This is a genomic window from Streptomyces sp. ID05-26A (genome assembly GCF_033794685.1).
GTDB lineage: Bacteria > Actinomycetota > Actinomycetes > Mycobacteriales > Pseudonocardiaceae > Lentzea.
The window spans coordinates 414,915-437,872 of record NZ_JARAYZ010000004.1; the positions used below are offsets into that span (position 1 = coordinate 414,915).

General features: G+C 69.6%; 24 protein-coding genes. 20 read left to right on the forward strand and 4 right to left on the reverse strand.

The window, feature by feature from the left end:
• Positions 1–58: 58 nt before the first annotated feature.
• The 9 genes from PV646_RS33230 to PV646_RS33270 all read left to right on the forward strand — a co-directional run bounded on the left by PV646_RS33230 (position 59) and on the right by PV646_RS33270 (position 9,320).
• Positions 59–1,372 carry a cytochrome P450 gene (locus PV646_RS33230; protein ID WP_500346255.1) on the forward strand — a complete coding sequence of 438 codons (1,314 nt, stop codon included), beginning with the start codon at positions 59–61 and terminating at the stop codon, positions 1,370–1,372.
• 2 nt (positions 1,373–1,374) lie between these two features.
• Entirely contained in the window at positions 1,375–1,923 is a 549-nt protein-coding gene (locus tag PV646_RS33235) for a TetR/AcrR family transcriptional regulator (protein WP_500346515.1), read from the forward strand.
• A 32-nt stretch (positions 1,924–1,955) separates the two neighbouring features.
• Complete coding sequence (locus tag PV646_RS33240; protein ID WP_500346256.1) at positions 1,956–3,086, forward strand: aromatic ring-hydroxylating oxygenase subunit alpha; 1,131 nt, start codon at positions 1,956–1,958, stop codon at positions 3,084–3,086.
• A 68-nt stretch (positions 3,087–3,154) separates the two neighbouring features.
• Entirely contained in the window at positions 3,155–4,201 is a 1,047-nt protein-coding gene (locus PV646_RS33245) for an alpha/beta hydrolase (RefSeq protein ID WP_500346257.1), read from the forward strand.
• A 167-nt stretch (positions 4,202–4,368) separates the two neighbouring features.
• A complete protein-coding gene (locus PV646_RS33250) occupies positions 4,369–6,063 on the forward strand; it encodes a S8 family peptidase (RefSeq protein WP_500346516.1) in 1,695 nt (564 codons plus the stop codon).
• Positions 6,064–6,131: 68 nt separating this feature from the next.
• Positions 6,132–6,773 (forward strand): hypothetical protein, encoded by a 642-nt coding sequence (locus PV646_RS33255; protein WP_500346258.1) that lies wholly within the window; start codon positions 6,132–6,134, stop codon positions 6,771–6,773.
• A 16-nt stretch (positions 6,774–6,789) separates the two neighbouring features.
• Positions 6,790–7,692, forward strand: a complete 903-nt coding sequence (locus PV646_RS33260) for a LysR family transcriptional regulator (RefSeq protein WP_500346259.1) — start codon at positions 6,790–6,792, stop codon at positions 7,690–7,692.
• A 69-nt stretch (positions 7,693–7,761) separates the two neighbouring features.
• Positions 7,762–8,757 carry a YeiH family protein gene (locus PV646_RS33265; RefSeq protein ID WP_500346260.1) on the forward strand — a complete coding sequence of 332 codons (996 nt, stop codon included), beginning with the start codon at positions 7,762–7,764 and terminating at the stop codon, positions 8,755–8,757.
• A 29-nt stretch (positions 8,758–8,786) separates the two neighbouring features.
• Complete coding sequence (locus tag PV646_RS33270; protein WP_500346261.1) at positions 8,787–9,320, forward strand: cysteine dioxygenase family protein; 534 nt, start codon at positions 8,787–8,789, stop codon at positions 9,318–9,320.
• Here PV646_RS33270 and PV646_RS33275 read toward each other — a convergent pair.
• Positions 9,307–9,921 carry a TetR/AcrR family transcriptional regulator gene (locus PV646_RS33275; protein WP_500346262.1) on the reverse strand — a complete coding sequence of 205 codons (615 nt, stop codon included), beginning with the start codon at positions 9,919–9,921 and terminating at the stop codon, positions 9,307–9,309. The genes PV646_RS33270 and PV646_RS33275 overlap by 14 nt on opposite strands.
• 74 nt (positions 9,922–9,995) lie before the next feature.
• Here PV646_RS33275 and PV646_RS33280 point away from each other — a divergent pair, with 74 nt between their 5' ends.
• Genes PV646_RS33280 through PV646_RS33315 form a run of 8 tightly spaced genes read left to right on the forward strand, consistent with a single transcriptional unit; the run spans position 9,996 to position 17,172 of the window.
• On the forward strand, positions 9,996–10,661 hold the full coding sequence (locus PV646_RS33280; RefSeq protein WP_500346263.1) for a 3'(2'),5'-bisphosphate nucleotidase CysQ: 666 nt from the start codon (positions 9,996–9,998) through the stop codon (positions 10,659–10,661).
• Positions 10,658–11,545: a sulfate adenylyltransferase subunit CysD gene (gene cysD, locus PV646_RS33285; RefSeq protein WP_500346264.1), complete on the forward strand. Its 888-nt coding sequence runs from the start codon at positions 10,658–10,660 to the stop codon at positions 11,543–11,545. Before PV646_RS33280 ends, cysD begins: the two co-directional genes overlap by 4 nt.
• Positions 11,545–13,320, forward strand: coding sequence for an adenylyl-sulfate kinase (gene cysC, locus PV646_RS33290; protein WP_500346265.1), 1,776 nt, complete (start codon positions 11,545–11,547; stop codon positions 13,318–13,320). The genes cysD and cysC overlap by 1 nt, the downstream gene beginning before the upstream one ends.
• 59 nt (positions 13,321–13,379) lie before the next feature.
• Complete coding sequence (locus tag PV646_RS33295; protein WP_500346266.1) at positions 13,380–14,435, forward strand: DUF1214 domain-containing protein; 1,056 nt, start codon at positions 13,380–13,382, stop codon at positions 14,433–14,435.
• The gene (locus tag PV646_RS33300) at positions 14,432–15,580 is read left to right on the forward strand and encodes a sulfotransferase family protein (protein ID WP_500346267.1); all 1,149 of its coding nucleotides are present in this window, start codon (positions 14,432–14,434) and stop codon (positions 15,578–15,580) included. Before PV646_RS33295 ends, PV646_RS33300 begins: the two co-directional genes overlap by 4 nt.
• On the forward strand, positions 15,580–16,359 hold the full coding sequence (locus PV646_RS33305; protein ID WP_500346268.1) for an SDR family oxidoreductase: 780 nt from the start codon (positions 15,580–15,582) through the stop codon (positions 16,357–16,359). The genes PV646_RS33300 and PV646_RS33305 overlap by 1 nt, the downstream gene beginning before the upstream one ends.
• A complete protein-coding gene (locus PV646_RS33310; protein WP_500346269.1) occupies positions 16,356–16,814 on the forward strand; it encodes an SRPBCC family protein in 459 nt (152 codons plus the stop codon). Before PV646_RS33305 ends, PV646_RS33310 begins: the two co-directional genes overlap by 4 nt.
• A gap of 43 nt (positions 16,815–16,857) precedes the next feature.
• Positions 16,858–17,172 carry a hypothetical protein gene (locus tag PV646_RS33315; RefSeq protein ID WP_500346270.1) on the forward strand — a complete coding sequence of 105 codons (315 nt, stop codon included), beginning with the start codon at positions 16,858–16,860 and terminating at the stop codon, positions 17,170–17,172.
• On the opposite strand, the gene PV646_RS33320 is transcribed toward PV646_RS33315, so the two are convergent.
• Positions 17,169–17,807: a TetR family transcriptional regulator gene (locus PV646_RS33320; RefSeq protein ID WP_500346271.1), complete on the reverse strand. Its 639-nt coding sequence runs from the start codon at positions 17,805–17,807 to the stop codon at positions 17,169–17,171. The genes PV646_RS33315 and PV646_RS33320 overlap by 4 nt on opposite strands.
• Before the next feature lie 72 nt (positions 17,808–17,879).
• Between PV646_RS33320 and PV646_RS33325 the strand changes: the two genes are divergently transcribed.
• Positions 17,880–19,094 (forward strand): cytochrome P450, encoded by a 1,215-nt coding sequence (locus PV646_RS33325; RefSeq protein WP_500346272.1) that lies wholly within the window; start codon positions 17,880–17,882, stop codon positions 19,092–19,094.
• A complete protein-coding gene (locus PV646_RS33330) occupies positions 19,091–19,285 on the forward strand; it encodes a ferredoxin (RefSeq protein WP_500346273.1) in 195 nt (64 codons plus the stop codon). The genes PV646_RS33325 and PV646_RS33330 overlap by 4 nt, the downstream gene beginning before the upstream one ends.
• Here PV646_RS33330 and PV646_RS33335 read toward each other — a convergent pair.
• Together PV646_RS33335 and PV646_RS33340 are read right to left on the reverse strand one after the other, a co-directional pair.
• Positions 19,282–19,755: a cupin domain-containing protein gene (locus PV646_RS33335; protein ID WP_500346274.1), complete on the reverse strand. Its 474-nt coding sequence runs from the start codon at positions 19,753–19,755 to the stop codon at positions 19,282–19,284. The genes PV646_RS33330 and PV646_RS33335 overlap by 4 nt on opposite strands.
• Positions 19,756–19,824: 69 nt before the next feature.
• The gene (locus tag PV646_RS33340) at positions 19,825–21,432 is read right to left on the reverse strand and encodes a serine/threonine-protein kinase (RefSeq protein ID WP_500346275.1); all 1,608 of its coding nucleotides are present in this window, start codon (positions 21,430–21,432) and stop codon (positions 19,825–19,827) included.
• A gap of 45 nt (positions 21,433–21,477) precedes the next feature.
• On the opposite strand from PV646_RS33340, the gene PV646_RS33345 reads away from it, so the two are divergent.
• Complete coding sequence (locus PV646_RS33345; protein WP_500346276.1) at positions 21,478–22,950, forward strand: tannase/feruloyl esterase family alpha/beta hydrolase; 1,473 nt, start codon at positions 21,478–21,480, stop codon at positions 22,948–22,950.
• Positions 22,951–22,958: the final 8 nt, after the last annotated feature.

Genomic DNA, 22,958 nt, shown 5'->3' on the forward strand with positions numbered 1-22,958 from the left:
GTTCCTCCGGATGGCCGAGACCTTGACTCGCGGCGGAGTACTGGGCACGCTGCGAACCGTGACGAGCCTGGCTGAGCAGCACGTCAAACCGGCGGTGCGCTGGAGCATCGGCCACGCGTTGCCGCGTGCCGTCCTGCGCCTCGCCGCCCGCCGCGGCGACCTGCAGGGCCGCATCACCGTCGAGGCGTCCACCGGCGCCGACCTGACGGGCCTGTTCGACGAGATCCGGGCCCGAGGCCCGCTCGCGGCGACGAAGATCGGCCACACGACGACGCGGCACGAGGTCGTGAAGGCGGTCCTGTCCGACGACGCGTTCGTGACGGCCCGCCCGCGTTTCGGCGCCGGCATCCTCGGCAAGCTCGCCGCGTGGTCCGCCACCGAGGTCATGCACCCGGTGCAGCCTCCGTCGCTGCTGGCCGTCGAACCTCCCGCGCACACCCGGTACCGCAAGCTCGTGACCCGCGTCTTCACCGCCCGCGCCGTCGAACAACTGCGCGTGCGCACCCAGGAGATCGCCGACGAACTGCTCGACGGCCTCGACCCGGCCAACCCCGTCGACCTGATCGAGACGTACTGCGGCCTCCTGCCGGTCACCGTGATCAGCGAGATCCTCGGTGTGCCACCGCGGGAGCGCTCCACCGTGCTGGCACTGGGCGCGGCCGCCGCGCCCAGCCTCGACCTCGGCCTGTCCTGGCGGGTGTTCCGCGACGTCGAGACGGGCCTGAACTCGTTCGACACCTGGCTCTCCCGCCACCTCGACGCCCTGCGCGCCAACCCGGGCGACAACCTGCTGAGCCGCCTGATCACCGCCCGCGAGGACGGCGAGGGTCTGTCCGAACGCGAGCTGAAGGCCACCGCGGGCCTGGTGCTCGCCGCCGGTTTCGAGACCACCGTCAACCTCCTGGGCAACGGGATCTCGTTGCTCACCCGGCATCCCGAGCAACTCGAAGCCCTTCGCGCACAACCGTCGTTGTGGGGCAACGCCGTCGACGAGGTGCTCCGGTACGACCCGCCGGTTCTGCTGACAGGCCGCATGTGCGCCCGCGACACGACGGTCGCCGGCATCCCCGTGCGCCGCGGCCAGCTCGTCACGACCGTGCTCGCCGGCGCGAACCGCGACCCGGACGTGTTCGAGAACCCGTCGGTGTTCGACGTGAGCCGCCCGAACGCCCGCGACCACGTGTCGTTCGGCGCCGGACGTCACTACTGCCTCGGCGCCCAGCTCGCCCGCATGGAGGGCGAGATCGGCCTGCGCACGATCTTCGACCGCTTCCCGGACCTGGCCCCGCTGCCCGGCGCGCGCCGCCGCCCGACCCGCATCCTGCGCGGCTTCGAACGCCTGCCGACGAGTCTCACTACGATCGGCGGGTGAGCATGGACTCTGCCGCACGCATCCTCGACGCCGTCCTCGTCCTGCTGTCCCGGCACGGCATCGGCGGCGTCAGCATGCGTGCCGTGGCAAGGGAGGCCGGTGTCGCGCTGGGTCTCGTCAACTACCACTACGACGACAAGACGAGCCTGATCTGCGCGGCGCTGCGACGCATCGAGGAGCAGGACATCACCCTGGTGGAGCCCGATCCCTCGCTGCCGCCGGAGGAACGGCTGCGGGTGGCGTTGCGACGGGTGGCGGCGCCGGAGTTCCTGACGACCGAGTACCTGTCGTTGCGGCTGCAGCTCTGGTCGCTGGCGCAGGCCGGTGAGGAGTTCGAGCGCATCAACACCGCGGCGCAGAGCCGTTATCGCGCCGGTCTCGCGCGGCTGATCCGGGCAGCGCGACCGGAACTGTCGCGGCACGAGTGCGCGAAGCGGGCAGCGGACGTCGACGTGGTCCAGAACGGCATGTGGCTCACCGCCCTGCTCGGCCTGGACCGCGCGTCACTGCGCCGGGCCGTCGCCCTGTGCGAGGACATCGCGCTCTCTTGAACGATCGTTCAATCCGCTCTAGCTTGGGACGCATGAGGGTCACGGCGGAGGACGTTCATCGCATCGCCACCGGCTACCACCCCGATCCCGCGCGTTCGATGTCGTTGCGCGCCGAGGCGTACGTCGAACCCCGTTGGGCCGCCTTCGAGGACCGAGCCGTCTTCTCCCGCACGTGGCAGTGGCTCTGTCACGTCGAGCAGCTCGCGGCACCGGGCAGCTACCTCGCGTCGACGGTGGCCGGCATGCCGATCGCGGTCGTGCGAGAACGGACCGGAGTGCTCCGCGCGTTCTACAACGTGTGCAAGCACCGCGCGCACGAACTGCTGAGCGGCTCCGGCACCACACGCAACATCGTCTGCCCGTACCACGCGTGGACCTACGACCTGAACGGCAGCTTGAAGGCCGCCAGACGCGCGGACCGCATGGAGACCTTCGACAAGTCCACCGTGTGCCTGGACCAGGTGCGGGTCGAGGAGTTCGGCGGGTTCGTCTACGTCAACCTCGACCCCACGGCCGAGAAGCTCGCGACCCAGGCCCCGGACCTGGCCGCGGAGATCGACCTCTGGGCGCCGGACGTCGCCTCGCTCACGCACGCCCGGCGGCTGAGCTACACGATCGACTCCAACTGGAAGAACGTCGTCGACAACTTCCTGGAGTGCTACCACTGCCACATCGCGCACCCGGAGTTCGTCGACCTGGTCGACATGGGCACGTACGACGTGAAGACGCACGGCATCTGGTCGAGCCACTTCGCCGAAGCCGGCAAACAAGCCAACAGCGCGTACGACGTCTCCGGCGCCACGGTCAACCAGCACGCCGTGTGGTGGCTATGGCCAAACACGTGCCTGCTGCGTTATCCGGGCCGTGCCAACTTCATGGTGCTCCAGATCCTCCCGGACGGCCCGGAACGCACGCGCGAGACGTGGGACTTCTACTTCGAGACCACCTCACTGACGGAGGCGGAACTCGACGGCGTGCGGTACATCGACGAGGTGTTGCAGCAGCAGGACATCGGCATCGTGGAGAGCGTTCAACGCGGGATGCGCACACCGGCGTTCGACCAGGGGCGGATCGTGTACGACCCGGCGGGGACCGGGTTGTCGGAGCACGGCGTGCACCACTTCCACGGCCTGCTGCTGGAGGCCTACCGCGCGAGCCTGTGACCGACCGGCCAGTTATGGCCGGTCTCCTGGCCTGGTCCTCCCACCAGCCCGAACAGCATGATCAAGGCATGTCAGCCCGATTGCGCGTGATCGCCGCCCTCACCACCGTGATGGCTTTGTCCAGTCCCCCGGCCCAGGCCGGCGAGGCACCCCCGCACCTCACCGACGGTTTCGGCCTCACCGTGACCAGCCAGCCGAGGTGGGTCGACGAGAACCGCCGCACGTTCGTCTTCAGCGTGGCCACGGACCAGGTGCCGGCGCCGACGCTGCTGGCGGGCCAGGAGCCGGGCAGGCACGCCATCGTCGTCACCCTGCCCACCGGCTACAGCACGGCCCAGCGCTACCCGGTCCAGTACTACCTGCACGGCCACCCCGACCGGCCCGACGCGCAGTGGAACCAGCGCGTGGTCGAGAGGGCGACGGCGAACGCAGAACTGATCACCGTGCAGCCCAACGGGAGTGGGCGCGGCTGGTACTCGAACTGGGTCAACCCCGGTGCCGCCGGGCCGCAGAACTGGGAGACGTTCCACCTGGAGCAGGTGATCCCGTTCATCGACGCCAACCTGAGCACCAAGGCCTCCCGATCGGACCGGGCCATCGTCGGGCACTCCATGGGCGGCTTCGGGGCGTTGCACTACGCCGAGCACCGGCCCGACCTGTTCAGCTACGCCGGGAGCTTCTCCGGTGGGCTCGACCTGCGGAACTCCGAGATCCGCGCGGCCATCACCTCCACCATGGTCAGCCCGGGGTCGGGCACACCGACGGTGAACGCCGACGCGGTGTTCGGATCGCCGTTCTGGCCGTTCGACGGGGTCTGGAACGCGCAGAGTCCGGCGCACAACACGCACACGCTCCGTGGCATGGGCATCGCGCTGTACACCGGCAACGGGGGTGATCTGACGGTCAACCCCATTCAGGCCGTGCTGGAGAACCGGGCCCGGGAGACGACGCTGGTGACCGCGGCGAACCTCCGGGCCAACGGCATCCCCTTCCAGTTGCACGACTACGGCGACGGCAGCGGGTGGGCACCGGGCTGCAGCGGCAAGCACGCGGACGAGGCGTGCGTGCAGGCCGACATGAACCACTTCGTCGGTCTCCTCGCGCCCCACGCCTGACGTGCGACGTTCGTCGTGAGCCGAACGGGGCATTTCTGAAAGCGGGCGTCCCGAATCGCGCGCAGGCTCCTCTAATGACCTGACGGGCCCCTGCACCCGCGCGACATGCGCGGGCATCGCCCGCTGAGCAGTTGGAGGAATCCGTGTTCCTGGGTTCACGATCTCGCCTGCGCACCGCGGTCATCGCCGCGGCCGTGGGCGCCGGTGTGCTGACGGCGGCCACCCCCGCCGCGGCGGCGCCTGCCGCGGGTACGCGTTCTTATCTGGTCATCACGGCGCCGGGGGCCACCTCCGGCGCCGCGACGGCCGTGAGCAGCAACGGTGGCACTGTGTGGACGAGTTACGACGCCATTGGTGTCATCGTCGCGCACTCTGGTGCCGCTGACTTCGCCACCAAGATGCGCACGGTGTCCGGTGTGCAGAAGGTGGGTGCCACCCGCACCACCGACGTCCCCGCCGAGTCGGCCAACCCGCCGATTCCCGCCAATCCTTCTCAGACGACGCCTGCCACCGGCGAGCCGGTGCGCTCGGACATGACGCAGATCGGCGCCGACAAGGCGTGGGCCGTCACCACGGGATCGTCCAACGTCACGGTCGGTGTGCTCGACACGGGCGTCGACGACCAGCACGCCGACCTCGCACCGAACTTCGACGCGGCCAACTCCGCGTCGTGCGCCTACGGCAAGCTCGACACGCGTACGGGTTCGTGGCGTGACACCGACACGCACGGCACGCACGTGGCCGGCACGATCGCCGCCGCCAAGAACAACAAGGGCATGGTGGGTGTCGCTCCCGGCGTGAAGATCGCGTCGGTGCGCATCGCCGAGAAGCCGAGCGGGTTGTTCTTCGCGGAGAACACCATCTGCGCCATGGTCTTCTCCGGTGACCGCGGCTTCGAGGTGACCAACAACAGCTACTACACCGACCCGTGGCTGTTCAACTGCCCGGACAACGCCGACCAGGACGCGATCCTCGAAGGCGTGAAGCGCGCGGTGGCCTACGCCGAGGGCAAGGGCGTGCTCAACGTCGCGGCGGCGGGCAACGAGAACTACAACCTCGCGAACAAGTCCCGTGACGCGACCAGCCCGAACGACTCCACTCCCGTGACGCGCAACGTCACCAACGCCTGCCTGAGCGTCCCGACCGAGGTGGCCGGCGTGGTCAGCGTCGCGTCGATCTCCTCGACGAACACCAAGTCGTCGTTCTCCAACTTCGGCACCGACAAGATCCACATCGCGGCGCCCGGTGACAGCGTCTACTCCACCGTCCCCGGCGGCCGCTACGGCTCGAAGTCCGGCACGTCGATGGCCTCCCCGCACGTCGCGGGCGTCGCCGCGCTGCTCAAGTCCACCAACCCCACCGCCACCCCGGCGGAACTCCGCACGTTGCTGGCCACCCAGGCGGACGACCTGAGCTGCACCGACAGCCGTTGCGCCGGCACCACGGCGAAGAACAACTTCTTCGGTGAGGGCCGCGTCGACGCGCTGGCCGCGGTCGGCACCGGCACGCCTCCCGGCGGCGGCTCGTTCGAGAACACCGCCGACGTGAACATCCCGGACAACGGCGCGGCGGTGACCAGCCCGATCACGGTCTCGGGTGTCGCGGGCAACGCCCCGGCCACGCTCAAGGTCGACGTCAACATCGTGCACACCTACCGCGGCGACCTGGTCATCGACCTGATCGCCCCGGACGGCACCGCGTTCCGCCTCAAGAACTCCGGCAGTGATTCAGCCGACAACGTCGTGGCGACCTACACGGTCAACGCGTCGGGCGAGGTCGCGAACGGCACCTGGAAACTGCAGGTCAAGGACGTGGCGGCGCAGGACACCGGCTACATCAACTCCTGGAAGCTGACCTTCTAGAACGGCATTCGGAGGAACCTCGGCGCTCGCGGCTAACTCTGGTCCCCACCTGCAGCGATAGCAGTGACGTGGAACCCGATCTGTGGTCGTCGGCCGCCGAGGCCCTCGACGAGCACGAACACGCCCTCGTGATGGCACGGCTGGCAGGCACGATCGTCGGCCCCGGCCAGACCGAGCGGCTCGCCAGGGGCGAGCGCGACGTCGTGTTCCTGCTGCCCGACCGGCTGGTGCTCGTGCGGCCCGAACCGTTCTGGACGGGTTCGTACGAGCGCAGTCAGATAGTGCGCATCATGCTCGCCGCCGGGCACGTCCAGTTCGACGTGACCGGCGGCGACAGCCTCGAGTTCTGGATCGACGCCGACCTCTCCCCTGCCGAGCCGTTCGTCGAGCAGGCGCAGAACTGGCTGGCCCCGCGCAAGAGCTCCGCGAGCGGCGCGGTCATCGGGTTCGGCCTCGCGATCATCCTCGCTTTCCTGTTCGTGCTCGGGCCGGTGGACCTCATGCCGTCGGACGACCGGCTGACCGTCCGGTCGAGCTGCGGCGACTTCCTGCGGGCGGGCCTCGACGAGCAGGTCGAGCTGCTCAGACGGCTCTTCGGGCAGGTCGGCAGACCCGACGAGGCGGAGAAGCCGATGACGCTCGACGCCTCCCGCCGCCACTGCGGTGAGCACAACGGCGCGACGCTGGACTCGCTCGTCACCGGCAAGTGACCCCTACAGTGCGGGAATGTTCGACACCCGCCAGCTAGAGGTCTTCGCGACGGTGGCCAGGACCGGATCGTTCAGCGCCGCCGCCCGGCTGCTGCACTGCACCCAGCCCGCCGTCAGCCAGCAGATGCGGACGCTGGAACGGCAGGTCGGCGGGCCGCTGTTCGTGCGCACGGGCCGGGGCCTGCACCTCACCGAGGCCGGCCGGATCCTCGCGGAACGCGGGTCTGACCTGCTCGACCAGCTGGCCACGACCCACCAGCAGGTCAGCGCGATAGCCACGCACGACATCGGCACGATCCGGATCTGCGCGTTCCCGAGCGCCAACGTGTCGCTGGTGCCCGCGGCGGCGGCGATCCTCGCCGAGGAACGGCCTCAACTGCGGCTCGAGCTGGTCGAGGAGGAGCCGCCGGACTCGTTCGCGCTGCTCCGGCGGGGTGAGGTCGACCTGGTGCTGAGCTTCAGCTACCTGGACGAACCGCAGGACGAGGCCACGGTCAACGGCATGCTGAGCGTGCCGTTGCTGCGTGAGCCACTGGCGTTGCTCGTGCCCGCGGGGCATCGGCTCGCCGGACGGGAGCGCGTGTCACTGGCCGAGGCGGCTGAGGAACGCTGGATCGCCGGTTGTGTGCGGTGCCAGCGGGCGCTGCACCAGGCGTGCGACAAGGCCGGCTTCGTCCCGGACATCACCTGCTCGACCGACGACAACCTGGCCATCCAGAGTCTCGTCACCGCAGGTCTGGGCGTCGCACTGGTGCCCAGACTGCTGCTGTCGTTCCTCCAGCACCCCGGTCTGACCGCCGTCGAGGTGGAGTCCGCGGCGCAACGGCTCACCGCGCTGTACACCTGGCCGGACCTCATCAAGCTGCCCATCATGCGCGCGACCGTGGACGCGCTGATCTCCGCGTCGGCCAACGCATAAGTGCGCCTTATAGGCCCCCAAGAAACAGCCGTCTACTGCACATAGCCCGCGCTGGTCATCGTTGGTGACATGGGCATCGTCAGGACGACTCCGCGCACGGCCGACTCGGTGGTGCCCGGTCTCGCGCTGGTCGCGGGCGGTGTCGCGGTCGCGATGGTCGTGTCCTGGCTCTACCCCTCGGTCAGCGCGCTCACCGTCGCGGTGCTGCTCGGCGCCGTCGTGGCCAACGTCGTGACGCTGCCGCCGTCGGTCACTCCCGGTGTGAAGCTCGCCGCTCGCCGCCTGCTGCGCCTGGGTGTGGTGCTGCTCGGGCTGAAGCTGGTCTTCCAGGACGTGCTCAAGCTCGGGTACGAGATCCTGGTCCTCGCGGTCGTCGCCGTGGTCGTGACGTTCGTCGTGACGCGGTGGCTCGGGCGGGTGCTCGGGGTCAGCGAAGGTCTGTCGTTGCTGATCGCGACCGGGTTCTCGATCTGCGGCGCCTCCGCGGTGGCCGCGATGAACAGCGTGCGGCAGCAGGACGAGGAGGACGTGGCGAAGGCTCTCGGCCTGGTCACGCTGTTCGGCACCGTCGCGATGTTCAGCCTGCCCGCGCTCTTCCCGCTGACCGGCCTCACGCCCGCGCAGTACGGGGTGTGGGCGGGCGGCAGCGTGCACGAGGTCGCGCAGGTCGTGGCCGCCGCCGGACCCGTCGCCGGGGCGTTGGCGATCGCCGTCGCGGTGAAGCTGACGCGGGTCGTGCTGCTCGCGCCGATGCTCGCCGCCGTGAGCTTCGCCGAACGCCTCAAGTACCCCACTTCCGGCCGGCGTCCGCCGATCGTGCCGTTGTTCGTCGTCGGCTTCCTCGCCATGGCGGCGGTGCGGGCGACCGGTCTGCTGCCCGACGTCGTGCTGTCCGCGGCGACGTTCGTCGACAACGTGTTGCTGGCGGCGGGCATGTTCGCGCTCGGCACGGCGGTGCGCCTGCGTTCCCTGATCCGCTCCGGCCCGGCGGTGCTGCTGCTGGGCCTGCTCTCGACCACGGTGATCGTCGTCCTGGTGCTGACCGGCACGGTGCTGATCGGCTGATCTCCCTTCCTCAAAGGAGGAACCCGCTCATGACGCACAGCCTGCTCTCCCCCACGGCCACGCTTCTGGTGGGCTCGCTCCGGGCCGCCATCACCCCCGGTGGCGGCGAAGCGACCGTCGCGGCGCGCGTGTCGAGGACCCTCGAAGGCCACCTCACCGACCCGTTCCTGCTCAGCGCCGCGCACCGGGAGCCCGACCCGAACGCCTACCGCCAGCACGTCCTGCACGTCGAGCCGGACGGGAGCTTCTCGGTCGTCGCGCTGGTCTGGCTGCCCGGCCAGGAGACCTGCATCCACGACCACGTCTCGTGGTGCGTCGTCGGCACGTACGTCGGCGAGGAGGAAGAGACCACCTACCGGCTGCGCGGCGATCGGCTGATCCCGTTGCGCGTCAACAAGACCCCGGAAGGCGTGGCCTCCTACCTGGTGCCGCCGGGCGACATCCACAAGGTGTGCAACAGCTCCAGCTCCGTGGCGATCTCGATCCACGTCTACGGCGCCGACGTCAGCATCCTCGGCACGAGCATCCGGCGCCGCTACGACCAGCCGATCAGCGGGCGATGATCCCGCGTTCGATCGCGCCGGTGGCGAACTCGATCAGCTGAGCCGGCTTGACCCGGTTGATCCGCGCGCCCTGCAGCAGCAGGTCGTCCGCGAGGCCGATCAGCGAGTCCCAGACCCAGTGCGGCAGCGCGGGATCGTCGATCAGCCGCTGCCCGGAGGCCTCGGCGGTCTCGCGCAACGCCTTCGCGAGCGCCTTCAGGGTCTTGCGGTAGTCCTGGGCCGAGTTCGCCACCTCCTTGCCCCGGCGGCCGCCGGAGAGCACCTTGGCCTCCCACTGCGCCGCTGACCGCCCGAACCGCCGCCAGAGGTCGGTGATCTGCGGCTCGATCTCCCTGAGCACACCCGCGACGCCCAGACCGCGGTCCACCTGGGCGAGGGTGCGTTGGAGCTCGTCCAAGCGCCGTTCCATCAGCGCCGCGAAGACGTCCTCCTTGCCGGAGAAGTACTGGTACACGGTGCCGGAGCTGACGCCCGCGCCGACCGCGATCGCCCGCATGGTCAGGCCCGCGTAGCCCTGCTGTTCGAGGATCAGTTCGGCGGACGACAGGATGTCGCGCCGCCTGCCCTCCGCGTCACCCCAGGCCGTTTGCTCGGTGCTCACGCCGTTCAGCCTAACTTGAACAACGTTCAGAAGCATATTGAACGTTGTTCGGTTTGCTCGCTACGCTCGGGTGCATGGCGGAGACCGATGCGGAACTGGCAAGACGGTTGGCCACCGAGACGGGCCGGTTGCTGGTGAGCGTCAGGCCGGGCGACGGTGACCACGTCGCGCAGCTCTTCCTCGCCGCGCAACTGGACGAGCACCGGCCGGACGACGCGGTGCTGTCCGAGGAGGCGCCGGACGATCCGCGCAGGCTGACCGCCGACCGGGTGTGGATCATCGACCCGCTGGACGGCAGCCGCGAGTACGCCGAACCCGGCCGCACCGACTGGGCCGTGCACGTGGCCCTGTGGGAACGCGGTGACCTCGTGGCCGGAGCGGTCGCGGTGCCCGCGTTGCTCCCGGCTGCGCGAGCGTCCCACCGCCGCCCCAGGATCGTGGTCAGCCGCACCCGTCCCCCCGCGTTCGCCCAGCGGGTCGCCGAGGAACTGGGCGCGGTGCTGGTGCCGATGGGCAGCGCGGGCGCGAAGACGATGGCCGTGGTGCGCGGTGACGCGGACGCCTACCTGCACGCGGGCGGCATGTACGAGTGGGACTCCGCCGCGCCCGTCTACGTGGCCCGCGCGGCCGGCCTGCACGCCTCCCGCGCCGACGGCCGCCCGCTCGTCTACAACCAGCCCGATCCGTGGCTGCCCGACCTGCTGATCTGTCGTCCGGAACTCGCGGGGGTGCTCACGTGAACCACCTCGACCAGCTGGAGTCCGACAGCATCGACATCTTCCGCGAGGCCGTGGCGGAGAGCGAGCGCCCGGTGCTGCTGTACTCGATCGGCAAGGACAGCTCGGTTCTCCTCCACTTGGCGCGCAAGGCTTTCTACCCGTCGAAGCCACCGTTCCCGCTGCTGCACGTCGACACGACGTGGAAGTTCCGCGAAATGATCGCGTTCCGCGACTCCACGGTCGCCTCCCTGGGCCTCGACCTGATCGTGCACCGCAACCCGGACTGCGTGGCCGCGGGCATCAACCCGTTCGACCACGGCTCCGCGCGCCACACCGACCTGTGGAAGACCCAGGGCCTGCGCCAAGCACTGGACGAGCACCGGTTCGACGTCGCGTTCGGCGGCGCACGACGTGACGAGGAAGCCTCACGCGCCAAGGAAAGGGTGTTCTCGTTCCGCACCGCGCAACACCAGTGGGACCCGAAGAACCAGCGCCCCGAACTGTGGCGGCTCTACAACACGCGGGTCGCGCCCGGCGAGAGCATCAGGGTGTTCCCGCTGTCGAACTGGACCGAGCTGGACGTCTGGCGCTACGTCGAACGCGAGCGGATCCCCGTGGTGCCGCTGTACTTCGCGGCTCCACGACCGGTGGTCGACCGTGACGGCGCGCTGATCATGGTCGACGACGACCGGATGCCGCTGACCGAGAAACCGCGGCGGGAACTGGTCCGCTTCCGAACGCTCGGCTGCTACCCGCTGACGGGCGCGGTGCGCAGTTCGGCGCGAACCGTGCCGGAGATCGTCGAGGAGATGCGGGCCGCGACGACGTCGGAACGGCAGGGCCGGGTGATCGACCACGACCAGAGCGGGTCGATGGAGCGCAAGAAGCGGGAGGGGTACTTCTGATGGAACTTCTGCGGTTCATCACCTGCGGCAGCGTGGACGACGGCAAGAGCACGCTGATCGGCCGGCTGCTGTACGAGTCGAAGCTGCTCTACGCCGATCACCTGGCGGCGTTGGAGGCGGACTCGCGCCGGGTCGGCACTCGGGGCGGCGAGCTGGACTTCGCGTTGCTGGTGGACGGGCTGGCCGCCGAACGCGAGCAGGGCATCACGATCGATGTGGCGTACCGGTTCTTCGCCACCGAGGCGCGGCGGTTCATCGTCGCGGACACACCGGGGCATGAGCAGTACACGCGCAACATGGTCACGGGGGCTTCCACGGCGGATGCGGCGGTTCTGCTGCTCGACGCGCGCAAGGGTGTGCTCGCGCAGACTCGGCTGCACGCGCGGATCGCGTCGTTGCTGGGGATCCGGCAGGTGGCGCTGGCGGTGAACAAGCTCGACCTCCTCGGCTACTCGCGGGAGGCGTACGACTCGGTCGTGTCGTCATTCGCGGAGTTCGCGGGCGAGCTGGAGTTCGACGAGGTCACGTGCGTGCCGATGTCCGCGACCGAGGGTGTCAACGTGGTGGGGCGCAGTGAGCTCACGCCCTGGTACGACGGGCCGACCCTGTTGCAGTGGCTGGAGTCGGTCCAGGTTGCTCCGAGACGAGACGTCTCGTCTCGTTTCCTCGTGCAGTGGGTGAACAGGCCGGACGCGACCTTCCGGGGCCTGTCCGGGCGGGTGCTGGCGGGCAACCTGAAACGAGACGAGACGGTCCGTCTCGGCAACGTCACCACCAGGATCGCCCGCATCGTCACCATGGACGGCGACCTCGACGTGGCCCCGACCGGCCAGTCGGTCACCGTCGTGCTGGCGGACGACGTCGACGCCAGCCGGGGCGACGTGCTGGGCTCCGCGGACGACCCACCCACCGCGGCGGACTCGTTCCAGGCGAAGCTGGTCTGGCTGAACGAGACCGGACTGCTGCCCGGACGCCAGTACCTGGCCAAGATCGGCGCGCACACCGTCGGCTTCACCGCGTCCAAGGCATTGCGGCTCAACGAGATCGGCGTCGACAACGTGCACTTCGACGCGCCCGTGCCGTTCGAGAGCTACCGGGCCAACCGCGACCTCGGGTCGTTCATCGTGCTCGACCGGCTGTCCAACGCCACGGTCGGGGCCGGGATGATCGACTTCGCGCTGAGTCCCTCGAACGTGCGCTGGCAGGCGCTCACCGTCGACAAGCGGGCCAGGATCGCGCGCAACGGGCACCGGCCGTGCGTGGTCTGGCTGACCGGGTTGTCGGGGGCCGGCAAGTCGACGATCGCGGACCTGGTCGAGAAGGCGCTGCACGCCGAGGGCCGGCACACGTTCCTGCTCGACGGCGACAACGTGCGGCACGGACTCAACTCCGACCTCGGGTTCACCGACGCGGATCGTGTCGAGAACATCCGGCGCATCGCCGAGGTCGCCGCGTTGATGGTGGACGCCGGGCTGATCGTGCTGGTCTCGTTCATCTCGCCGTTCCGGGCCGAGCGGGCGCTCGCGCGGGACCTCGTCGGCGAGGGCGAGTTCTGCGAGGTCTTCGTCGACACACCGCTGGCGGTGGCGGAGCAGCGGGACCCGAAAGGTCTGTACCGCAAGGCTCGCAGTGGTGAGCTGGCGAACTTCACCGGCATCGACTCGCCCTACGAACCACCTCTCGACCCCGAGATCAGGCTCGACACCACGGCGTTGCGACCGCAGGCCGCCGCCGAGGTCGTGCTCCAGCGGCTTCGTGCGCTCGGCGTCTGTTGAACGTTGTCCAAAATCGTGTACGTTCATCTAGAACACGTTCTAGATTCGGGAGGCGTTCAGTGCCGGACGAGGCGTGGTCGCAGTTCTGCCGGGCGTTGGAGAAGGCCGGCGAGGTGGTGCTGTCCGACGGGGCGCCGGACACCCCGCTCGACCGCGCGGAGGGCTACCGGTACCTCGCCCGGCTGACGCGCGAGATGCTGTACTCCTGTCTGGACAACGCCGATCCCGACTTCCCGCGCTTCCACGAGCTCGACCTCGTGAAGATCGGCGCGGACAACCCCGACAACGTCTACCTGTCCGCGAACGTCCGCGGCGACCGGACGTACCGGATCACCGGCACGCGCGGCACCATCGCGTACTTCAGCATCGGGTCGAAGGCCAACCGGTACGCCAAGGACGGCACGATGGCGTCGACCGGCGAGCTGAGCGACGCCGACCTGACGATCGCCCCGGACGGCACGGTGGAGATCATCGCGAGCGCAGAACCCCAGCCGGGGAACTGGTTGCCGCTCGCTCCCGACTCCACCGGTCTCGTGGTGCGCCAGACCTACCTCGACCGCACGACCGAGACTCCCGGACGGTGGCACGTCGAGCAGGTCGGCGGACCGGCCGAACCCGCCGCGCTGACACCCGAGTTCCTCGCGAAAGCCTTGCAGCGGGCGGCTTTGTCGGTGCACGGCACCGCGGCCACGTTCGCGCACTGGACGCGCACGTTCATGGCGCGCCCCAACGAGCTGCCCGACTTCGGCCAGGAGATGTTCCAGCGGGCGGGTGGCGATCCGGAGATCTTCTACCTGCACGGGTACTGGGTGCTGCAGCCCGGTGAGGCGTGGGTGATCGAGACCGAGGTGCCGGACTGCCCGTACTGGAACTTCCAGCTCGACAACTGGTGGATGGAGTCCCTCGACCACCGTCGCAGGATCACCGTCAACAAGCACACCGCGTCGGTGCGGGACGGCCGGTTGACGATCGTGGTGGCCGCCGAGGACCCCGGCACGGGCAACTGGATCGACACCTGCGGCCACAGCTCGGGCACCGCGTTGCTGCGCTGGCTCGGCGCGTCCGAACACCCGATCCCGAAGTGCCGCGTGGTGCCCCTGGAGGAGGTCCGATGACGGTCACGACCGCGCTGAACGTCGGAGAGCTGCTGGAGAAGGCCTCCGCCAAGACCGGACTGTCCGACTTCGGTGACGACTGGTTCCGCGAGCCGCTGGACGTGCTCGTGCGCAGCCTCAACACCGAGGCCGCCCTGTCCCCACTGGGTTTCGAGCTGACCAAGCACCGGCTGACGGCACTGCTCTCCGACCGGCTCAGGCTGCGCGCGTTGCAACAGGCGAATCCCGAGGTGCTCGACGTCGAAGTGCGCGTGGCCGCGGAGATCTGCGGTCTGCCGCGCACCGGTTCGACGTTGCTGCACCGGCTTCTCGCCGCCTCGCCGCAGGTGACGTCCACGCTGTCGTGGGAGGTCGCGTACCCGCTGCCGTTCCCCGGCGAAGGCCCGGACGCCGAGCAGCGCAAACGGCGTGCGCGGGAACGCATGCAGATGTTCTCGCAGCTCTCCCCCGACTTCGGCGACCTGCACACCGTGGTGTGGGACGGGCCGGAGGAGGACGTGATCCTGCTGGACCGGACGTTCGTGTCGATGAGCTTCGACTCGTTCTACCGGGTGCCCTCCTACGGCGACTGGTTGCGGTCCGCCGATCAACGCCCGGCCTACCGCGAGCTGCGCGAGTGGCTGCAGGTGTTGCAGTGGCAGAACACCGCGCGCTCGCTGCCGTGGGTGCTGAAGTCGCCGCACCACCTGACCGCGGTCGACACCGTGCTGGACGAGTTCCCCGACTGCAAGATCGTGATGACGCACCGGTCGCCGGTCAGCGCCGTGCCGTCGTACGCGTCGATGGTGCGCGCCATGTCCTCGCAGTACAGCGAGAACGTCGATCCGGTCCACATCGGACAGTACTGGTCCCGCAGGTTCGCCACGACGTTGCGGGGCTTCGCCGCCGCCCGGTCCGCGCGCCCCGACCGGTTCGTGGACGTGCGGTTCGCCGACACCGTCAGCACACCGCTCGAGGTCGCGCGCCAGGTGCTGGGCGCGCTGGGCCTGCCCGCCGGTCCCGCCGACACCGCGGCGTTCGAGGCCTACCTGGAGCAGAACCGCACCGAACGGCACGGCTCGCATTCCTATACACCACAGGACTTCGGGCTCTCCGAGGACCAGCTGGGCCGTGACTTCGCCTTCTACTCGGAGGTCTACCTGTGATGCTGCAAGACGAGGTCGTGGTCATCACCGGCGTCGGCCCCGGCCTGGGCTCGAAGCTCGCCGTCCGCGCCGCGGCCGAGGGCGCGAAGGTCGTGATGGCCGCCCGGTCCGCCGACGTGATGAAGCAGGCCGAGAAGGACATCGCCGCCGCCGGTGGTGAGGCCGTCGGCGTGCAGTGCGACGTGCGCAGGCCCGACGAGGTGGCACGGCTGGTCGAGACGGCCGTCGAGCGGTTCGGCAGGATCACGGGCCTGGTGAACTCGGCGTTCGGGCACCCCGGCTGGTTCGACCTGCTGGAGACGCCGGAGAAGGCGGTCCGCCGGTCGATGGACATCATCCTGTTCGGCGCGCTGAACGTGACGCGCGAGGTGGTGCCGCACATGAAGGCCGCCGGGCGCGGCTCGATCGTGAACGTCGGCACGATGACGACCCGCAAACCGATGCGCGGCGAGGGTGGCTACGCCGTGGCGAAGGCCGCGATGGCGACCGCGACCCAGTTCCTGGCACTGGAACTGGGCGAGCACGGCATCCGCGCGAACCAGGCCGTGATGGGCTGGCTCGACGGACCGGGCGTGCGCTTCTACCTCAAGTTCACCGCCGAGGCGCGCGGGATGACCGAACAGGACGTCTACGACGAGATCGCCGCCCGCAACCCGCTGGGGCGCATCCCGACCGACGACGCCTGCGCCGGAGCGGTCCTGTACCTGTTGTCGCGCCACGCTTCCGAGGTCACCGGTGCCGTGCTCGACGTCAACGGCGGGGAGTACATGCCGGCATGAGCGAACACCTGATCGAGTCCGTGGTCGTGGAGATCGAGGCACCCGCCGCGTTCGTGTGGGACGTGCTGCTCGACTACCCGCACTATCCACAGTGGAATCCCTACACGCTCGCGGTCGCCACGACGCTGGTCGTCGACTCGCCGATCGACCTGACCCTGCCCAAGCCCGACGGCAGCGACGGCACGTGGGTGAGCCGCGAGTACATCCGCGTCGTGGAGCCGCCCCGGCTGCTGCGCTACGACACCGGGGACACGTTCCCGGGGCTGCTCGGGGTGCGCGACCAGCTGATCACGCCGTTGTCGGACGGCAGGTGCAGCTACCGGACCTTCGAGACGTTCACCGGCAAGTACGCGGACGCCGTCTTCGCAGCTCAGAAGGAGTATGTGAAGAACGGCTTCGACTCGGTGGCGCACGCACTGCGCAAACGGGTCGAAGCGCTGGTCGCGGGTGAGTAGTTGTACCGATGCCGCCTCCTACCGGTAGCGGCACTCTCGACGTGTGACCGAAATCGACCGTGGCCGCCTCGCCGCACTGGCCGGGTTCGCCACCACCGCCGTCCTGCTCGTGCTGACCTTCACCGCCTTCCTGACAGACGCGATGCGGTCGCTCGACTGGCAGGGCGGCGAGTACGCCTACTCGTTCGTCTGGATCGCGCTCGGCTCGCTGGTCGTGGGCGGCGTGGTGAAGGCGGCCGCGCCCGCCCCGTGGCGTTCCGCCGGATCGGGCCTGCTGGTCGCGGGCGCAGTCGGTGTGCTGATCGTGTTCGCGCTGCTCGTGACGTTCATCATCGCGCTGTCGAGCCTGAGCCTCTAAAGCACCTGCGGCAACCCGCGCAACGCTGCGGCGATCTGCTCGCGATGGCGCTCCAGCGTCTCCCCGGTGATGCCGTGGGCGGCAGCCCTGGCCACCTCGTCGGTGGCGACCTTGAGGACCGCGCTCATGGCCGCGGCCTGCACCCGGACGTCGATCGACGCCGCGGGGCGGCCCATCCGTTCGGCCAGCACCTCCGCGAGCGCGTCTTCTGCTCGTTCGCGCAGCATCAGGTAGGCGGCGCGCAACGCCCGTTCGCCGTGGGTGAGCCGTACGACGGCGAGGACGGCTTCAATGTCCTCGTCGGACGCCGCGTCCAGCAGCGGGCTGTAGGCCTCGCGCAGGTGGTCGATCAGTTCGAGTTCGCGCGGCCAGCCGCGGACCACCGCGCAGAAGGCGTCGACCATCTTGGTGAGCAGCGGTTCGACGCAGCTCTCCTTCTGCGGGAAGTAGCGCCAGAAGGTGCGTTCGGAGACGCCCGCGGCGTGCGCGATCTGCTCCCCCGACGTGGCGGCGACGCCCTGTTCGGCGAACAGCCGGACCGCGTGACGGGAGAGGTCGAGGCGCTGACGCTGACGTTGCTCGTCGCTGACCGGCGGCCGGCCCCGGCGAGGCTTTTCTGTCGCAACGTCCGTCATCGGGTGATTCAAGCACGTCACCCGTCCGGATCTTTATTGGCACCATCTGCCATTAAGCGCTACGGTCGGTGCATGAGCATTGACGCAGAGCGCCTGAAGCTGCCGTTGGCCAGGCCGAACGTCCTCGATCTCGCTCCGCTCTACGAGGTGCTGCGACGAGAGGCACCGATCGCGCCCGTGACGACGCCCGCGGGTGACCCCGCCTGGCTCGTGACGCGCTACGAGGAGGTCCGCCTCCTGCTGGGCGACAAGCGCTTCGGCCGTTCCCACCCGGAACCGGACAAGGCCTCCCGCATCTCGACCTCCGCCGTCCAGGACGGCCCGACCGGCGAGTACGCGACCGAGGAGGCCGACCACACGCGCATGCGCCGCCTGCTCACGCCGGCGTTCTCGGCCAAGCGGATGCGGATGCTCGGCGAGAACATGGAGAGGCTCGTCGACACCTGCCTCGACCAGCTGATCGCCGAGCACGAGAAGACCGGCGTGGTCGACCTGCACCACGGACTCGCGTTCCCGTTGCCCGTCGCGATGATCTGCGGGTTGCTCGGCGTGCCGGAGGAGGACAACGAACTGTTCGCGTCGCTGTCCGAGCGCATGGCGAGCACCGAGATCGGCGAGGAGGCGCACGCGGCCCGCGAGGAGTTCTTCCGCTACATGGTCGGGCTCGTCGAGGGCAAGCGCGGGGATCTCGGCGAGGACGTGATCTCCGATCTCGTGCGCGCACAGGCCGAAGATCCGTCGTTCGACTACGTGGAGATGGTCCGGCTGTGCGTCGGCCTGCTGTTCGCGGGCCACGAGACCACGGTCAACCGCATCGGCCTGGGTGTGCTGTTCCTGCTCACGGAGCGTTCGCGCTGGGACGCCCTCGTCGCCGACCCGGACGGCCGCGTCGACGCGGTGGTCGAGGAGGTCATGCGCCTCGGCGCCCCCGGCGACCTCGGCCTGCTGCGGTACGCGAAGGAGGACGTCGAGCTCGCCGGTGTGACCATCCGCGCCGGCGACGCGCTGGTCCTCTCGACCAACGCGGCCAACCGCGACGTCACCGTGTACTCGGACGCCGAGGAGTTCAACCCGGACCGTCCGGAAAGGACACACCTCGGGTTCGGCCACGGCGCGCACTTCTGCATCGGCGCGTCCCTCGCCCGCACGGAACTGCGCGTGGTGTTCGCCGCACTGGCCAAGCGCCTGCCGGAGATGCGGCTGGCCAAGGAACTCGATCAGCTCCAGGTCCGCGCGACGCTCACCGGTGGCGTGGCCGAGCTGCCCATCACCTGGAGGTCGGCGTGAACATCGTGGTGGACCAGGGCAAGTGCGTCGGGGCCGGGCAGTGCGTGCTGGCCGCGGACGACGTGTTCGACCAGCGAGACGACGACGGTCTCGTCGACCTGCTGGACGCGAGCCCGCCGGCGGAGCGACTGGCCGACGTCCGGCACGCGGCGGCGGTGTGCCCGGCGTCGGCCATCGCGGTGGAGGCTTAGTCCTCCACGAAGTACGAGTCGTGCTTGTCCAGGAACGCGGCGCGATCCTCCGCCGCGACCTGGCCGAGCCGCTCGAAGTACTCCTCGCGCGGCGCACCGGGCGTGAACAGCAGCAGCATCTCGGCCGGTGCGTCGGCGTCGTTGCGGAAGGCGTGCAACCCGCCCTGCGGCACGTGCAGGAAGTCGCCCGCCTCCGCCTCGATCCACTGGTCGCCGTTGTAGAGGCGCACCGTGCCGCTGAGGATGAAGAACGACTCGGAGATCGTGCGGTGGAAGTGCGTCTTGGGTCCGCCTGCCTGGGGTTTCATCATGACCCGGTACAGGCCGAACTCGCCGCGCGTGGTCTCGGTGGTCGCGAGGTAGTGGATGCCGTCGCCCTCGCGGCCGGTGTCGGGCGGGGTGCCCGCCGGGCGGAAGTGCGCGCTGACCTCGCCGGTCGCTCCGAAGTAGACCTTCTCCGGGTAGGACATGTGTTCGTCTCCTCGTCTTGACGGTTTCCTCACCATTCAAGACAAGATTGCCCGCGAAGGTGTGACGGCTCAGTCCTTCATCAGCGGCTCGACCAGCTTCGTGCCGTCGGCCTTGCCCACGAAGCAGTGGATCAGGCGGTCGGAGCTGCGGTACCCGTTCTCCGTCTTCACCTTCCACGCCTCCGCGGTCGGGATGATCACCCAGTACCGCAGGGTCTTCTCCTTGTCCTGGCCGTTCACCTTGGAGGACAGGAACGTGCGTGTGCACTCCGTGCCGCCGACCTTGGTGAGCTGCTCGGCGCCGGGGTACGGCACGTCCTTCTCGATCTCGGTGTCGGCGAGCACGGTGTCGAGCAGTTCGACGTCGTGCTCGCCGTAACAGCCGACGCGGTCCTTGCTCTGGATCTTCGGGGCGTCCTTCGCGGGCAGCCAGGTGAGGCAGGAGTCGCGGAACGCCAGGGACAGCGTGTCGTCCTTCAGATCGCCGTCCGGGCCGATGGTGAGGACCGGCTGCATGGCGGCGGTGCTCGCGGGGCCGTCCGGCACGCCCAGGCCCCAGCTGGTGAACATCGGCTTGAACACCGTGAGGTACAGCAGGACCAGCGCGCCGACGAGGAACAGCGGGACCAGTGTCGCGGAGAGGATCAGGCCCACCGGGCGCTTGCGGCGAGGTGGAACGGCGACGGCCGGGGCCGGACCGAACTGACCGATGGCGATCGGGCCGGACGTGGGCGCGAACGGGCCGCTACCGGACAGCGCCACCGTCGGCCTGCCGTCGGCCACGGGGCCGGTGACCACCGGAGGTCTGGCCGGGTAGAGCTCCGCGACGGCCAGGGCGTGCTCGATGAGCCGGTGCGCCTGGGGAACCCCGAGCCGGCGGGCGGGATCCGGGTTCATCAGGCCGGTGATCAACTCGCCGAGCGGGCCGGCCACGCGGGGCACCGGCCTCTCGTTCATCACCGCGAGGATCGTCGCCGAGGTGGTCGGGCGGTCGAACGCGCCGCGGCCCTCCACGGCGAAGAACAGCGTGGCGCCCAACGCCCACAGGTCCCAGCCGGGTGCGGCCTCGCCGCCCGCGAGGCGTTCCGGGGACATGTAGGCGGGTGAGCCGATCAACGTGCCGGTGGCGGTCAGGCGGGGGTCGTCGAGCGACTGGGCGATGCCGAAGTCGGTGAGCTTCGCCGTGCCCCGGCCGGGCACCATCACGTTGCCGGGCTTGACATCGCGATGCACGACGCCGGACGAGTGCGCCGCCTCCAGCGCGCCCAGCAACTGCCGGGCCAGCGTGGCGGCCTCGCGCGTGCCGAGCGGTCCGTCGAGGTCGACCGACTCCTCCAGCGTCGGAGCGTTGATCAGCTCCATCACGATGAACGTCTGGTCGTCCTCGGAGATGAGGTCGTAGACGGTGACGACGGCGGGGTCCTGGAGCCGGCTCGCGATGCGGGCCTCGCGCAGCACCCTTTCCTGGTACACGGCGCGTTCCGCGGCAGGCACGCCCACCGGCAGCAGCAGTTCCTTGACGGCGACGTCACGGCCGAGAACGGTGTCGTTTCCCAGCCACACGACCCCCATGCCGCCGCGCCCCAGTTCGCGGACCAGCCGGTAGCGTCTGTTGCCCACCTCGCGCATGCGCGGCAGTCTTTCACCCGGTCCGGTGACGTACACCGGCAGCGTCATCTGACGGGCGCGACCGGCCGACGGCCCCGCTTAACGTCGCGCGGCGTGAGACGACTGACGAAGCTGTTGGCCACAACCCTGCTCCTGACCGGACTGGCGCCCCTCGCGCCGGCGTCGGCGAGCACCCCGAACTGCGCCGCGGTCGCGGTCACCGCACCGGCCGGCGCGAAGATCGAGTCCGTGGACGCCGTGAGCCGGGCCGCGCACTGCGAGATCACCGTGACGCTCACGCACACCGACGACCACGTGAAGGTCGTGGTCGGTCTGCCGCAGAACTGGACAGGCCGCTTGCAGGGCGTCGGCGGCAGCGCGTACGCCGCGGGTGACACCGGGGCGCCGTTCGCCCAGGCACTGCAGGACGGCTACGCGGCCGTGACGACCGACGCGGGCGTGCTGGACGGCCTCAACACGAGCTGGGCCGTCAAGAACGGCGAAGTCGACCGGACGCTGCTGACCAACTTCGCGAGCCGTTCGGTGCACGAGGCCGCGGGCATCGCGAAGCAGGTGGTGCGCAAGCACTACCAGCGCTCGGTCACGTACTCCTACTGGAACGGCTGCTCCACCGGCGGCCGCCAGGGATACATGGAGGCACAACAGTTCCCTGACGACTACGACGGCGTCCTCGCCAACGCGCCGGCCGTGAACTGGTCCCAGTTCGCCGTCGCAACGCTGTGGCCCCAGGTCGTGCAGAGCAACGACAAGCACGTCGTCGGCAACTGCGTGCTGGACGCGTTCCGCAAGGCGGCCGTGGAAGCCTGCGACGCGAGCGACGGTGTCACCAACGGCATCGTCGACCGTCCGGACCGCTGCGGTTACGACCCGCGGCAGCTCATCGGCAGGAAGATCCTGTGCGAGGGCACCGAGGTCGTCGTGACGAAGGCGGACGCCGACGTCATGCGCAAGATCTGGGACGGCCCGACCGACGAACGCGGCCGCAGCCTCTGGCCCGGCCTGCCGAAGGGCGCCGACCCGGTGTGGCTCGCGGGCACGATCCCGGGTTTCCCCAGCACCGGTTTCCCCGTCGCGGTGCAGTGGGTGCAGAGCTTCCTGCTGAAGCAGCCCGGTTTCGACACCTCGAAGCTCACCTACTCGCAGTTCCGCGACCTGTTCCGGCAGTCGGTGCGCGAGTTCGACGGCGTCATCGGCACCTCGGACACGAACCTGTCGGCGTTCCGCCGCTCGGGCGGCAAGCTGATCACGTTCGTCGGCACCAACGACCAGCTGATCCCGCCCGGCGGCACGCTCAGGTACCGCGACGCCGTCGAGCGGCGGATGGGCTACGTGAACGACTTCTACCGCCTGTTCACCGCTCCCGGCGTCGACCACTGCTTCGGTGGCACCGGCGCGCAGCCGACGAACGCCCTGGGCCAGCTCGTCGACTGGGTCGAACGCGGCAAGGCACCGGCGACGCTGACCGCCGCCACCGCCGACTCGGCCCGTGACCTGTGCGCGTACCCGAGGACCTCGCGGTACGTCCACGGCGACCCGAAGGCGGCGTCCAGCTACCGCTGCGTCTGAAGGCAGCC